This is a genomic window from Zoogloea ramigera, from assembly GCF_006539865.1.
Taxonomy (GTDB): domain Bacteria; phylum Pseudomonadota; class Gammaproteobacteria; order Burkholderiales; family Rhodocyclaceae; genus Zoogloea; species Zoogloea ramigera.
This window is the reverse complement of sequence record NZ_BJNV01000043.1, coordinates 14,110-27,056: the sequence shown is the minus strand read 5'-3', so window position 1 is coordinate 27,056 and position 12,947 is coordinate 14,110. Positions and strand designations below refer to the sequence as shown.

At 66.3% G+C, this 12,947-nt stretch carries 13 protein-coding genes; 6 read left to right on the top strand and 7 right to left on the bottom strand.

What is annotated here, in order from left to right:
- Positions 1 to 34: 34 nt before the first annotated feature.
- The 3 genes from meaB to scpA are packed head-to-tail and all read right to left on the bottom strand — an operon-like array spanning position 35 to position 3,818.
- Positions 35 to 1,000 (bottom strand): methylmalonyl Co-A mutase-associated GTPase MeaB, encoded by a 966-nt coding sequence (meaB, locus tag ZRA01_RS12575; protein WP_246093660.1) that lies wholly within the window; start codon positions 998 to 1,000, stop codon positions 35 to 37.
- Between the two features lie 25 nt (positions 1,001 to 1,025).
- Complete coding sequence (locus ZRA01_RS12570; RefSeq protein ID WP_141352697.1) at positions 1,026 to 1,631, bottom strand: GIY-YIG nuclease family protein; 606 nt, start codon at positions 1,629 to 1,631, stop codon at positions 1,026 to 1,028.
- 24 nt (positions 1,632 to 1,655) lie between these two features.
- Positions 1,656 to 3,818: a methylmalonyl-CoA mutase gene (gene scpA / locus ZRA01_RS12565; protein WP_141352695.1), complete on the bottom strand. Its 2,163-nt coding sequence runs from the start codon at positions 3,816 to 3,818 to the stop codon at positions 1,656 to 1,658.
- A gap of 282 nt (positions 3,819 to 4,100) precedes the next feature.
- On the opposite strand from scpA, the gene ZRA01_RS12560 reads away from it, so the two are divergent.
- Positions 4,101 to 4,772 (top strand): GntR family transcriptional regulator, encoded by a 672-nt coding sequence (locus ZRA01_RS12560; RefSeq protein ID WP_141352693.1) that lies wholly within the window; start codon positions 4,101 to 4,103, stop codon positions 4,770 to 4,772.
- 122 nt (positions 4,773 to 4,894) lie between these two features.
- Here ZRA01_RS12560 and ZRA01_RS12555 read toward each other — a convergent pair whose 3' ends face one another.
- Entirely contained in the window at positions 4,895 to 6,559 is a 1,665-nt protein-coding gene (locus ZRA01_RS12555) for a cation acetate symporter (protein WP_141352691.1), read from the bottom strand.
- Positions 6,559 to 6,894, bottom strand: coding sequence for a DUF485 domain-containing protein (locus ZRA01_RS12550; RefSeq protein WP_141352689.1), 336 nt, complete (start codon positions 6,892 to 6,894; stop codon positions 6,559 to 6,561). The genes ZRA01_RS12555 and ZRA01_RS12550 overlap by 1 nt, the downstream gene beginning before the upstream one ends.
- 220 nt (positions 6,895 to 7,114) lie before the next feature.
- Between ZRA01_RS12550 and ZRA01_RS12545 the strand changes: the two genes are divergently transcribed.
- The gene (locus tag ZRA01_RS12545; RefSeq protein ID WP_141352687.1) at positions 7,115 to 7,897 is read left to right on the top strand and encodes an enoyl-CoA hydratase/isomerase family protein; all 783 of its coding nucleotides are present in this window, start codon (positions 7,115 to 7,117) and stop codon (positions 7,895 to 7,897) included.
- A gap of 54 nt (positions 7,898 to 7,951) precedes the next feature.
- Here ZRA01_RS12545 and ZRA01_RS12540 read toward each other — a convergent pair whose 3' ends face one another.
- The gene (locus ZRA01_RS12540) at positions 7,952 to 8,764 is read right to left on the bottom strand and encodes a sulfite exporter TauE/SafE family protein (protein WP_141352685.1); all 813 of its coding nucleotides are present in this window, start codon (positions 8,762 to 8,764) and stop codon (positions 7,952 to 7,954) included.
- Entirely contained in the window at positions 8,761 to 9,231 is a 471-nt protein-coding gene (locus tag ZRA01_RS12535) for an EVE domain-containing protein (protein ID WP_246093659.1), read from the bottom strand. The genes ZRA01_RS12540 and ZRA01_RS12535 overlap by 4 nt, the downstream gene beginning before the upstream one ends.
- A gap of 209 nt (positions 9,232 to 9,440) precedes the next feature.
- Between ZRA01_RS12535 and ZRA01_RS12530 the strand changes: the two genes are divergently transcribed.
- The 4 genes from ZRA01_RS12530 to ruvC all read left to right on the top strand — a co-directional run bounded on the left by ZRA01_RS12530 (position 9,441) and on the right by ruvC (position 12,941).
- On the top strand, positions 9,441 to 11,135 hold the full coding sequence (locus ZRA01_RS12530) for a mechanosensitive ion channel family protein (RefSeq protein WP_141352681.1): 1,695 nt from the start codon (positions 9,441 to 9,443) through the stop codon (positions 11,133 to 11,135).
- A 45-nt stretch (positions 11,136 to 11,180) separates the two neighbouring features.
- On the top strand, positions 11,181 to 11,417 hold the full coding sequence (locus tag ZRA01_RS12525; protein WP_141352679.1) for a hypothetical protein: 237 nt from the start codon (positions 11,181 to 11,183) through the stop codon (positions 11,415 to 11,417).
- Between the two features lie 115 nt (positions 11,418 to 11,532).
- Complete coding sequence (locus ZRA01_RS12520; RefSeq protein WP_174851614.1) at positions 11,533 to 12,390, top strand: DMT family transporter; 858 nt, start codon at positions 11,533 to 11,535, stop codon at positions 12,388 to 12,390.
- Complete coding sequence (gene ruvC, locus ZRA01_RS12515) at positions 12,387 to 12,941, top strand: crossover junction endodeoxyribonuclease RuvC (RefSeq protein WP_141352675.1); 555 nt, start codon at positions 12,387 to 12,389, stop codon at positions 12,939 to 12,941. Before ZRA01_RS12520 ends, ruvC begins: the two co-directional genes overlap by 4 nt.
- Positions 12,942 to 12,947: the final 6 nt, after the last annotated feature.

Below are 12,947 nucleotides of genomic sequence, written 5' to 3'. Positions count from 1 at the left end.
TTACAGCCTCCAGTAAAAATCCGAATTTTGTTCTTCAGCCCAGATAACCCAGCAGCCGCATCGCTGCGGCCGACGGGGTGGTCTGGCCGGCCTCTACGGCCGCCTGCAAACCGGGCAGATCGTGCTGCACCCGGGCGTGACTCGCGAACCGGGCCCGCAGGCCCTGATCGATCAGTTCCCACATCCATGCCCGCGCCTGGTGACGGCGTCGGGCCTCGAACTCACCGCTCCGCTGCATCGTGGAACGATAATTTTCAATGGTATTCCAGAATTCGGCGATCCCCTGCATTTGTAACGCAGAAAGCATCAGCACCGGCGGCGTCCAGTTGGGCGAGGCATGGCGCAACATGCCCAGCGCGCTCTTGATCTGGGAGCGGGCCACCGTGGCCGCCTGGGGGTTGATGTCGGCCTTGTTGATGACGATAAGGTCGGCGATCTCCATGATGCCCTTCTTGATCGCCTGCAGGTCGTCACCGGCGTTGGGCAGCTGGAGCAGGCAGAAGATGTCGGTCATCCCCGCCACCGCGGTCTCCGACTGGCCGACGCCCACCGTCTCGATGATGATCACGTCGAAGCCGGCCGCCTCGCAGACCAGCATGGCCTCGCGGGTTTTTTCGGCGACGCCGCCCAGGCTGCCCGCCGACGGGCTCGGCCGGATGAAGGCCTCGATGCGCTGGGAGAGCAGCTCCATGCGCGTCTTGTCACCCAAGATCGAGCCACCGGTGACGCTCGACGACGGGTCGACGGCCAGCACCGCCACCTTGTGACCCTGCTCGATGAGATAAAGCCCCAGCGCTTCGATGAAGGTGGACTTGCCCACCCCCGGCACGCCGGAGATGCCCACCCGCATCGACCTGCCGGTGTGGGGCAGGAGACCTTCGAGCACGCTGCGGGCGCGCTGCTTGTGGTCGGGCCGCTGGGACTCGATCAGGGTGATCGTCTTGGCGAGGGGGCGCCGCTGTTCGGCGAGCACGCCGTCGACGAGGGCCTGGTCGGACATCTGGGGCAATAGCGTCGTCCCCATACTAGGTAACATCAGCAGGTGGTTTACAAAAGTTGAGAGTCCCCAGAACCTTATTACCTATCGGTTTAGACAAGCGCAATATCAACGCCTCCACATGTTTTGGATAATCCAGATGTTCAACATAGGGAATCTCATACGCAGAGATGAAAGAAACAACTTGCCATCTTTTTTCAGGCGGATTAGCTACAGATTTTGAGAAACTAACACCCAAAGGATTGCGTAGTTGTTGATATATCTCTTTCTTTAAACCTGTACTCGCCTTTCCTACATAAAAAAGATTGCACATGGAGTCATAAAAGGCATAAATACCTGCCTTATTATGATTCCCTCCAAGAACCCTGGACAACTCAGGCCCAATCTCCCCGGAACTATCTACTCTTATCGGTTCATATTCACAAACCACCGTAAACTCTGGCGCAAGTGTCTTTGACATCAAGTAGCGCAGGGTGGCGGCTCTCGGCCTTCTCTCTCCAGCCATCCAACTTTTAATCTGCTGCTTGCTGTATCCAGTGCTTTCGGCCAATGTAGCCAACTCACCGCCGTAATATTGATCAACTAAAAATCTCACCAATTGGCTGGTAAAGTCCGGCGGAGTGTCGGCAGGCATTTAATTACATTCCGATCTGAAAATTTAAACTTTCCTCGCCGCGCGGATCTGCTTGAGCACCTCGCGGGCCGAGGTCTGGATCGGCGTGCCGGGCCCGAAGATGCCGGCGGCACCGGCCTGGTAGAGGGCTTCGTAGTCCTGGGCCGGGATCACACCACCGACGAAGGTGATGATGTCGTCGGCGCCCTGATCCTTGAGCGCCTTGATGATGGCCGGCACGAGGGTCTTGTGGCCGGCGGCGAGGCTGGAGCAGCCCACCGCGTGCACATCGTTCTCGACCGCGTGGCGGGCGGCTTCTTCGGGGGTCTGGAAGAGCGGGCCGATGTCGATGTCGAAGCCGAGGTCGGCGAAGGCCGAGGCCACCACCTTGGCGCCGCGGTCGTGGCCGTCCTGGCCCAGTTTGGCGATCATGATGCGCGGGCGGCGGCCCTCTTCGGCGACGAAGGCCTCGATGTCGGCCTTGAGGGCCTGCCAGTCGTCGTTGCCCTCGACCACCGCGTTGTAGATGCCGGTGACGGCCTGCGGGTTGGCGCGGTAGCGGCCGAAGACGACCTCGAGCGCGTCGGAGATCTCGCCGACGGTGGCGCGCAGGCGCACGGCCTTCACGGCGAGATCGAGCAGATTGCCTTCGCCGGTTTTGGCGCACTCGGTGAGGGCGGCCAGGGCGGCGTCGACGGCGGCCTGGTCACGCATCGCGCGGATACGGGCGAGGCGCTCGATCTGGGCCTCGCGCACGGCGTGGTTGTCGATGTCGAGGATCTCGATCGGGTCTTCCTTGGCCAGCTTGTACTTGTTGACGCCGACGATGACGTCCTTGCCGGAGTCGATGCGGGCCTGCTTGTCGGCGGCGCACTCCTCGACCTTCATCTTGGCCCAGCCGGATTCGACGGCCTTGGTCATGCCGCCCATGGCTTCGATCTCTTCGATCAGCGCCCAGGCCGTGTCGGCCATGTCCTGGGTGAGCTTCTCCATCATGTAGGAGCCGGCCCACGGATCAACGACGCTGGTGATGTGGGTTTCTTCCTGGATGATGATCTGGGTGTTGCGGGCGATGCGTGCCGAGAACTCGGTGGGCAACGCGATGGCCTCGTCGAGGGCGTTGGTGTGCAGCGACTGGGTGCCGCCGAACACCGCCGCCATCGCCTCGATGGTGGTGCGCACGACGTTGTTGTACGGGTCCTGCTCGGTGAGCGACCAGCCGGAGGTCTGGCTGTGGGTGCGCAGCATCATCGACTTCTGGCTCTTCGGCTCGAACTGCTTCATGAGGCGCCACCACAACATGCGCGCGGCGCGCATCTTGGCGATCTCGAGGTAGAAGTTCATGCCCACCGCCCAGAAGAAGGACAGGCGGCCAGCGAAGGTGTCGACGTCCATGCCCGACTTGATGCCGGTGCGCACATACTCGACGCCGTCGGCCAGCGTGAAGGCCAGCTCGATGGCCTGGTTGGCGCCCGCTTCCTGGATGTGATAGCCCGAGATCGAGATGCTGTTGAACTTGGGCATGTGGGTCGACGTGTAATTGAAGATATCAGCGATGATCTTCATCGACGGCGTCGGCGGGTAGATGTAGGTGTTGCGGACCATGAACTCCTTGAGGATGTCGTTCTGGATGGTCCCGGACAGTTTGTCCTGCGAAACGCCCTGCTCTTCTGCAGCCACGATGTAGCCGGCCAGGATCGGCAGCACGGCGCCGTTCATGGTCATGGACACCGAGACCTTGTCGAGGGGGATCTCGTTGAACAGGATCTTCATGTCCTCGACGGAGTCGATGGCCACGCCGGCCTTGCCGACGTCACCGACCACGCGGGGGTTGTCGGAGTCGTAGCCGCGGTGGGTGGCGAGATCGAAGGCCACCGACACGCCCTGGCCGCCGGCAGCGAGCGCCTTGCGGTAGAAGGCGTTGGAAGCCTCGGCGGTGGAGAAGCCGGCGTACTGGCGGATAGTCCACGGCCGGGCGGCGTACATGGTGGCCTGCGGGCCACGCAGGAAGGGCTCGAAGCCCGGCAGGGTGTTGGTGTACTTGAGGCCTTCGAGGTCGGCCGCGGTGTACAGTGGCTTGACGCTGATACCTTCCGGCGTCACCCAGTTCAGCTTGGCGACGTCGCCTTCAGGCGCCGACTTGGCGGCAGCCTTGTTCCAGGCAGCCAGATCGGGTTGGGGGAAGGTCGGTTCGTTGTTGTTCGCCATGCTTTATTCCCTCTGGTTACGGGGCCACCGGACGGCCCGTGTCAGTTCGATCATGTACGGCAGGACCGGCCGTGACCCCTGGCCACGGCCGGCTGTCGTGCCCTGCGCAGGGCATTCTCCCTCCCTCTATGTTTTGTTCGGCCCGGCGGCGAGGCCACCGGACAGATCTGGGTATAGATGCTGCGCAGGAACTTGACTTGATATCTTGTAAATAATACTTTATCCATAATTATGGATGCAATAGCTGAAGCCCCTCATCAACAAAACACATCACGCCAATCCATGAACGCTGGCCGGATAGCCCCTCTCGCCCTGTACCAGGAAGTCGCGGAACGCCTGCGCCAGCGCATTTTTGCCCACGAACTCCCCCCCGGCACCTGGGTGGACGAACAAGCCCTGGCCGCCGATTACGGAATCTCGCGCACCCCGCTGCGGGAGGCCCTCAAGGTGCTCGCCTCCGAGGGGCTCGTCACGCTCAAACCCCGGCGCGGCTGCTACGTCACCGAGATCTCCGAGCGCGACCTCGACGAAATCTTCACCGTCATGGCCCTGCTCGAAGGCCAGTGTGCCGCCGACACCGCGCGCAAGGCCAGCGAGACCGACCTCATTCATCTGCGCTCGGTGCACGACGAGCTCGAACGCGCCGCCGGCAGCAACGACATCGACGGCTTCTTCGAGGCCAACCAGGCCTTCCACCAGGAAGTCCAGCACATCGCCGACAACCGCTGGCTGACCCAGGCCATCACCGACCTGCGCAAGGTCATCAAGCTGTCGCGCCACCATTCGCTGTTCAGCGATGGCCGCCTCAAGCAATCGCTTGCCGAACACCGGGCCATCCTCGACGCCCTCGCCCACCGCGACGTGGCCCGCAGCGAGCGGCTGATGCGCGAACACATCTCCAGCGGCCGCCAGGCCCTCGCCAAGGTGGCCGCCCGCCGCGACAGCGCCGCCTGAGCCGCCCCCCCTCCGAGCGCCAACACCACAGCCGGCCCCACAACACAAAACCCCCGCCGAGCCAGGCTCGAGCGGGGGTTTTTTGCATCCGACAGCGCCCTCGCGGGCGCCCTTCGAATGAATCAGTGCGAGCTGGCGTCGGCAGCGCCGAAGCCGGTCTGGGCACGCACGTACTGGTCTTCGAAGGCAGCGCGCTCGGCCTGGGCCTCGGCGCTGTTGTCGAGCTTGGACACGATGAACGTGATCAGGAAAGCCAGCGGCATGGAGAACAGGGCCGGCTGGTCGTACGGGAACAGCGCCTGGGCGTTACCCAGCACGGTCACCCACACGGACTTCGAGAGCACCACCAGCAGCACCGCAGCCACCAGGCCGGCGTAACCACCAGCGATCGCGCCGCGGGTGGTCAGGCCCCGCCAGTACATGGACAGGATGAGCACCGGGAAGTTGGCGGAAGCGGCGATACCGAAGGCCAGGGCCACCATGAACGCCACGTTCATCTTCTCGAAGGCGATGCCGAGGACGATCGCCACCAGGCCCAGGCCCACGGAAGCGAAGCGGGACACGCGGAGCTCTTCGGTCTCGGTCGCGGAACCCTTGCGGATCACGCGGGCGTAGATGTCGTGAGAGATGGCAGCCGCACCGGCCAGCGCCAGCCCGGACACCACCGCCAGGATGGTCGCGAAGGCCACCGCCGACAGGAAGCCCAGCAGCAGGTTGCCACCCACGGCCTTGGCCAGGTGCATCGCGATCATGTTGCCGCCGCCGACGATCTTGCCGCCGATCTGGCCGCCCTCGAAGAACTCGGGGTTCTGGCCGACGATGATGATGGCAGCGAAGCCCATCAGCAGGATCACGTTGAAGAAGTAGGCCACGAAACCGGACGCGTAGAGCACCGACTTGCGGGCTTCCTTGGCGTTGGTCACCGTGAAGAAGCGCATCAGGATGTGCGGCAGGCCAGCGGTGCCGAACATCAGGCCGAGGCCCAGCGACAGCGCGGTGATCGGATCCGGCAGCAGGGAGCCCGGGAACAGCAGCTTCTCACCCAGCGAATGCAGCGAGACGGCCTGACCCATCATCTTCTCGAAGCTGAAGCCGAACTGGGACATTGCCAGCACCGCCACCAGCGTGCCGCCGGCCAGCAGCATGCAGGCCTTGATGATCTGCACCCAGGTGGTGGCAACCATGCCGCCGAAGGTGACGTAAACCATCATCAGCGCGCCGACGACGAACAGGGCGATGTTGTAGTCGAGGCCGAACAGCAGCTTGATGAGCTGGCCAGCACCGACCATCTGGGCCACCAGGTAGAAGCACACCACGGTGAGCGAAGACACCGCCGCCATCGTGCGCACCTTGCTCTGGTTGAGCCGGTAGGAGGTGATGTCGGCAAAGGTGAACTTGCCCAGGTTGCGCAGGCGCTCGGCCATCAGGAACAAAATGATGGGCCAGCCGGCGAAGAAGGCGATCATGTAGATGTAGCCATCGACGCCCTTGGTGTACACCAGCGCGGTAAGACCGAGCAGGGTGGCCGCCGACATGTAGTCGCCGGCGATCGCCAGGCCGTTCTGGAAGCCGGTGATGCCGCCGCCGGCGGTGTAGAAGTCGGACGCCGACTTGGTGCGGCCGGCCGCCCAGTAGGTGATCCCCAGGGTCATCGAGACGAACAGCACGAACATCCCGATGGCGTGGAGGTTGAGGGGCTGCTTCTCGGTGGCGGAGATCGCGTCACCGGCGAAGGACAGGGCCGGCGCCAGGAGGCCCAGCAGTGCAATATTGAGACGGGCCAGCATTACTTCACCCCTTTCGCGGCATCGCGGACGACTTCTTCGGTGATGGCGTCAAACTCGCCGTTGGCGCGCTTCACGTACACCGCGGTCAGCACCCAGAAGAAGATGAACATGAACAGTTCGGCGGCGATCCCGACCGTGACGTAGGAGCCCTCGGAGAGGCGCTGGCCGATCAGGTTCGGGTTGAAGGCCACGACCATGAAAAAGCCGTAGAAGATCGTCAAAACGATCACCGACAGCAGGGTGGCAAAGCCCTGGCGCTTCGAGACGAGCTCGGTGAAGCGCGGGTTTTTGCGGATGCGTGCGTAGACCGCACTTTGGTTTGAAGTACTCGACATGTTTCCTCCCTAAGAACTGAGTGGATGTGGCGCGAACTGCCTGTTGGTTCTTTCTTGTGGCGACCCGCAGACTGCTTTGTTGTTGTTATATGTAAATTACCCAAGGCGAAGCCGCGCCGCAACAACGCCCAGACGGATGATATAACATATACAAGACTCCATACCACAGCGTATGGGATTTTTTTGCAGCGCAACACCTTCAACCCACACGGAAGCCCCCATGTCCGGAGAAATCCACTTCAGCCAGGCCTCGGGCATCGCGACCCTCAGCCTCTCCAACCCCGACAAGCTCAACGCCGTGGACGCCGACATGTGGCGCGCCCTGCAGGCCCGCATGAGCGCCCTCAACGCCGATCCGGAGGTGCGCTGCGTCATCCTGCGCGGCGCAGGTGACAAGGCCTTTGCAGCCGGCGGCGACATCGAGGAGTTCCTCGTCGTGCGGGCCACCGTCGACGACGCCCTGCATTACCACGAAGAGCTCGTCGCCGCCGCCCTCGACGCCATCCGCGCCTGCCCGGTGCCCACCGTGGCGATGATCCAGGGCGCCTGCATCGGCGGCGGGCTCGAGATCGCCGGCTGCTGCGACATCCGCATCGCCGGCGAATCGAGCCGCTTCGGTGCGCCGATCAACAAGCTCGGTTTTTCGATGTACCCGGGCGAGATGGCCGGCCTGCTCGAGCTCGTCGGCCCGGCCGTGCTGCTGGAGATTCTCCTCGAAGGGCGCATCCTCGGCGCCCACGAAGCCCTCGCCAAGGGCCTGCTGACCCGCGTGGTGGACGACGAGGAGGTGGAGCGCGAAGCCCTCGCCACCGCCGCCCGCATCCTCAAGGGCGCGCCGCTGGTGGCCCGCTGGCACAAGCAGTGGGTGCACCGCCTGATGAAGGGCACCCCGCTGTCGGCCGACGAAAAACGCGCCGCCTTCGACTTTCTGGCCACCGAAGACTACAAGGAAGGCCTCGACGCCTTCTTCGCCAAGCGCACGCCGGTGTTCAAGGGGCGCTGAAAGCAAAGAGCCCCGGGCTCGCCGGGGCTCTCGAAACAAAGGCCGTGCTGGCGGCTAGCCCCCCAGCACCGTATGCAGCATCTTCGCCGACAAGGCGATCAGCAGCCCGGCGAAGACCTTCTTCAGCGTCGCCACCGGCAGCTTGTGGGCGAGCCTGGCGCCGATCGGCGCGGTCAGGCTGGAGAGCAGGCTGAGCAGCACCAGCGCCGGCAGGTACACATAACCGAAGCTCCACTCGGGCAGCCCGGCCACGCTCCAGCCGTTGATCAGGTAGCCCAGCGCGCCGGCGACGGCGATGGGCAGGCCGATGGCCGCCGAGGTGCCGATGGCGTTGTGCACCTTCACGTTGCACCAGGTCATGAAGGGCACCGACAGCGAACCACCGCCGATCGCCACCAGCGACGAGATGCCGCCGATCACGCCGCCCACGCCCATCAGCCCGACGGAGCCCGGCAGCTCGCGGCTGGGCTTGGGCTTGACGTTGAGGATCATCTGCACCGCCACGTAGGCAGTGAAGCAGGCAAAGAAGATCGCCAGCGGCTGGGTGGGCGCCCGCGACGCCACGAAGGTGCCGGCGAAGGTGCCCGCCAGCACGCCCGGGGCGATGCCGCGCACGATGTCCCAGCGCACCGCGCCGTGGGCGTGGTGGGCGCGCAGGCTGGAGATCGAGGTGATCACGATGCCGGCCATCGAGGTGCCCAGCGCCAGATGCACCAGGTGCTCCCGCGGGAAGCCCTGGGCCGCGAAGAAGGTGGTGAGCATGGGCACCATCAGCGCACCGCCGCCCACGCCGAGCAGCCCGGCAAAAAAGCCCACGAAGGCGCCGAGCGCCAGGTAGGCGGCCAGCCATTCGATACCGATGTTCATGTCCAGTCCTGCAGGTCGGTTGCGCCGAGCAGTTGCCCGACGATGAAACGCCACTCGGCCGGCTCGACCGGGGTGATCGACAGCCGGTTGCCGCGGGCGAGGACGCGCATGTTCTCGAGTTCGGGGCAGCCGCGCAATTCGGGCAAACCCACCAGCCGGGTCTTGCGCACGAAACCCACGTCCACATGCAGCCAGCGTGGTGCCTCGGGGGTGGACTTTGGGTCGAAGTACTTGCTCGCCGGATCGAACTGGGTGGCGTCCGGGTAAGGCTCGCTCGCCACCCGGGCGATGCCGGCAATCCCCGGCTCGGCGCAGCCGGAGTGGTAGAACAGCACCCCGTCGCCCACCCGCATGGCGTCGCGCATGAAGTTGCGGGCCTGGTAGTTGCGCACCCCATACCAGGGCACCGTCTGGCCGGGCCGGGCGGCCAGGCTGTCGATGGAGACGTCGTCGGGTTCGGATTTCATCAGCCAGCAGCGCATGGCGGCACCTCGTTGCGGGTTGGACGCGCGAGCGGAGGCGCGCGCCGAAGCCGCGGTTGTCGCGCAAAACGCCGCCGAGCACAAGCCGGCGGGCCCGCAAAAGCGCCTCCCGCCCCTGCGAACCGCTATCATCACGGCATCTCCCGCCCGGTCCGGATGCCCGGCCGGCATACCTCAACCGCGAGTCCACCGCCATGCGCCCCGATTTTCTGTGCCTGCCCCGCGGCAGCATCGTCCGCCTGTTGTTCGTGGCCTGGGCCCTGTGGCTGGCGGCAGCCGGCTGCAGCGCCGCCTCCGGCCACACACGCCACGCGCCGGTGGCCGCGGCCGAGCCCGCGCCGCCGGCGGCTGTCGCCGTGCCGGCCGGAGAAGAGGCCGAGCTGGTGCTGATGAACCGCCAGATCGTGCGCTTCCGGGCGGCCTTCCTGGGTGCCCCGCCCCGCCAGCGGGCCGAGCGCGGGCGGCTGGCGATCGTCGCGCAGCTCGAGCGGGGCGGCAGCGACACCGTCAGCGTGCAGCCCAACCCGGTCGGCAACATCGTTCTGGTCGGTGGCCAGCTGGCCTTCGTGCTCACCCCCGAGGACACCGACAAGCTCGCCGGCGAGACCCTCGACGCCCTCACCGACACCACCCTGGCGGCCCTCCGCACGGCCCTCGCCGAATCCCGCGAGAGCCGCGACAGCAAGACCCTCGTCGAAGGCCTGGCGGTGTCAGCCGGGCTCACGCTGGTGTTCGCCATCCTGCTCTCCGGGCTCGGGCGCCTGCGCGGCTGGATCGCCGGCCGCCTCGCCGCTGCCATCGACGCGCAAACCCGCCGGCTGCGGCCGGGCGGCGCCGAGCTGATCCGCGGCGAGCGCGTGCTGGCCGCGGTGGGCTGGCTCACCGGCGCCGCGTTCTGGCTGCTCGCCGCCCTGCTCGCCTACGCCTGGCTGGCCCGGGTGCTGGCGCTGTTCCCCTACACCCGGGCCTGGGGCGAGCAGCTCGACGACTACCTGCTCGGCGTGCTGGCCCGGCTCGGGCTGGGCATCCTCGAGACCCTGCCCAACCTGCTGGTGGCGGCGCTGATGTTCCTCGTCGCCCGGGCGGTGGTGGGCCTGCTCAAGCCCGTCTTCGACCACGCCGCCAGCAGCGGCAACGGCGTTGGCTGGCTCGACAAGGACACCGTCGAACCGACCCGCAAGATCACCAACATCCTGATCTGGATCTTCGCGCTGGTGATGGCCTACCCCTACCTGCCCGGCGCTCACACCGAGGCCTTCAAGGGCATGTCGGTGCTGATCGGCCTGATGGTGTCGCTGGGCGCCTCGAGCGTGGTCGGCCAGGGCGCCAGCGGCCTGATCCTGATGTACTCGCGCACCCTGCGCACCGGCGAATACGTGCGCATCGGCGAGCACGAGGGCACCGTCGCAGCGATCACCCTCTTCAACACCCGGCTGCGCACCGGGCGCGGCGCCGAGGTCACCATCCCCAACGCGCTGATCGTCGGCAGCGCCACCCGCAACTACTCGCGCACCACCGACGGGCTGGGCTTCATGATCGACATCACGGTAACGATCGGCTACGACACCCCCTGGCGCCAGGTCGAGGCGATGCTCCTCGAGGCCGCCCGGCGCACCGCCGGCGTGCTCGCCGACCCGGCGCCGCGGGTGTTCCAGACCGCCCTGTCCGACTTCTACCCCGAATACTGCCTGGTCGCCCAGGCCGCCCCCACCGGCGACGCGCCGCGGGCGCGGGTGCTCAGCAACCTCCACGCCAGCATCCAGGACGTCTTCAACGAGCACGGCGTGCAGATCATGTCGCCCCACTACATGGCCGACCCGGCCCAGGAAAAGCGCGTACCCCCCGAAAATTGGTACGCCCCACCAGCGCGCAAACCGGATGCAGGCTGAGCGCCGGGTTATCATCCCGCCCGCGCCCTTCCCGGACCGTTGCCCATGAACCCGACCCCCGAACGCCGCAAGAACCTCGCCCTGCGCGAGGCGGTGGACCAGGCCTACCGCCTCATCGAGCCCTTCTTCGACCCTGCCAACGCCTGGAACGGCCAACAGCTGGAGCACCTGGCCTACCGGCTCATCCGCGAGAACCTGCCCCAGCTGCCACCGGCCGACGTGCAGGCCATCGTCACCGCCGCCACCCGCATCTACCGCAGCCGGCACCCGGCCGGGCAGTAGGCGCCGCGGCAAGGCTTCCGGCCATTGCCCCCGCCCCGTCGGCCCTTTTCCATTTTTTCCATCTTTTCCAGGCCACGGCTGGCTGCAGCCAAGCCCCAACGGCCCTTACCCACCCGTGACGCGCTTCTACCCCCTTCTCTTCGTGTTGCTGTGGAGCACCGGCTTCATCGGCGCCCGCTACGGCCTGCCCTACGCCGAGCCGCTCAGCTTCCTGAGCCTGCGCTACGGGCTGGTGATCGTGCTGATGGGCGCCGTCGCCCTGGCCACCCGCGCCCCCTGGCCGCAAACACCCCGACAGTGGCTGCACATCGGCCTCACCGGGCTGCTGGTGCACGGGGTGTATCTGGGCGGTGTATTTACGGCGATCAGCCACGGTCTGCCGGCCGGCATCGCCGCGCTGGTGGTGGGGCTGCAGCCGCTGCTCACCGCGTTGGGCGCCGGCCTGCTGCTGGGCGAGAAGGTGCGGCCGCGCCAGTGGGGCGGGCTGGTGCTGGGCCTCGCCGGGGTGGCGCTGGTGGTGTCGCACAAGGTGGTCGGCGCCGCCGGCACGCCGCAGCTGGCCGCCATGCTCGGCCCGGTGCTGCTGGCGCTGGTCGGCATCACCGCCGGCACGCTGTACCAGAAGCGCTTCTGCCCGGCCTTCGACCTGCGCACCGGCTCGGTGATCCAGTTCGTGCCGACCCTCCTCGCCACCAGTCTGGTGGCCAGCCAGACCGAGGCGATGGTGGTTACCTGGAGCGGCCACTTCGTGTTTGCGCTGCTGTGGCTGGTGCTGGTGCTGTCGGTGGGCGCCATCAGCCTGCTCAACCTGCTGATCCGCAGCGGCAGCGCGGTGAATGTGGCGAGCCTGTTCTACCTCACGCCGCCCACCACCGCGCTGATCGCCTGGGCGGTGTTCGGCGAAACGCTCACCGGTCTGGCCCTGGTGGGCATGGGCGTCACGGTATTCGGCGTGTGGCTGGCCCGCAAATGAGCACGCCGGCCGCGTCCAGCACCGTCGCCACGCGCATCCTGGGCATCGACCCGGGCCTGCGCAACACCGGCTTCGGCGTCATCGACACCCTCGGCAGCCAGCTGCGCTACGTGGCGAGCGGGATGATCCGCAGCGGCGAGGGCAGCCTGCCCGAGCGACTCAAGGTGATCCTCGACGGCGTGCGCCAGGTGATCACCACCTACCAGCCCGACCAGGTGGCGATCGAGATCGTCTTCGTCAACGTCAACCCGCAATCCACGCTGCTCCTCGGCCAGGCCCGTGGCGCGGCGATCTGCGGGGCGGTGTCGTGCGACCTGCCGGTGGCCGAATACACCGCGCTGCAGGTCAAGCAGGCGGTGGTGGGCCACGGCAAGGCCGCCAAGGAACAGGTCAGCCACATGGTGCAGCGCCTGCTCAGCCTGGACGGCAGCCCGTCCAGCGACGCGGCCGACGCGCTGGCCTGCGCCATCTGCCACGCCCACGGCAGCAGCGGGCTGGCCGCCATGGCCGGGGTCGGCACGCGCAAGCGGGGCGGGCGGCTGCGGCTGTAGCCGGCA

Coding starts and splice junctions, on each gene's coding strand:
- meaB (WP_246093660.1), bottom strand. CDS start 1,000: ATGTCCGACCAGGCCCTCGTCGACGGCGTGCTCGCCGAACAGCGGCGC.
- ZRA01_RS12570 (WP_141352697.1), bottom strand. CDS start 1,631: ATGCCTGCCGACACTCCGCCGGACTTTACCAGCCAATTGGTGAGATTT.
- scpA (WP_141352695.1), bottom strand. CDS start 3,818: ATGGCGAACAACAACGAACCGACCTTCCCCCAACCCGATCTGGCTGCC.
- ZRA01_RS12560 (WP_141352693.1), top strand. CDS start 4,101: ATGAACGCTGGCCGGATAGCCCCTCTCGCCCTGTACCAGGAAGTCGCG.
- ZRA01_RS12555 (WP_141352691.1), bottom strand. CDS start 6,559: ATGCTGGCCCGTCTCAATATTGCACTGCTGGGCCTCCTGGCGCCGGCC.
- ZRA01_RS12550 (WP_141352689.1), bottom strand. CDS start 6,894: ATGTCGAGTACTTCAAACCAAAGTGCGGTCTACGCACGCATCCGCAAA.
- ZRA01_RS12545 (WP_141352687.1), top strand. CDS start 7,115: ATGTCCGGAGAAATCCACTTCAGCCAGGCCTCGGGCATCGCGACCCTC.
- ZRA01_RS12540 (WP_141352685.1), bottom strand. CDS start 8,764: ATGAACATCGGTATCGAATGGCTGGCCGCCTACCTGGCGCTCGGCGCC.
- ZRA01_RS12535 (WP_246093659.1), bottom strand. CDS start 9,231: ATGAAATCCGAACCCGACGACGTCTCCATCGACAGCCTGGCCGCCCGG.
- ZRA01_RS12530 (WP_141352681.1), top strand. CDS start 9,441: ATGCGCCCCGATTTTCTGTGCCTGCCCCGCGGCAGCATCGTCCGCCTG.
- ZRA01_RS12525 (WP_141352679.1), top strand. CDS start 11,181: ATGAACCCGACCCCCGAACGCCGCAAGAACCTCGCCCTGCGCGAGGCG.
- ruvC (WP_141352675.1), top strand. CDS start 12,387: ATGAGCACGCCGGCCGCGTCCAGCACCGTCGCCACGCGCATCCTGGGC.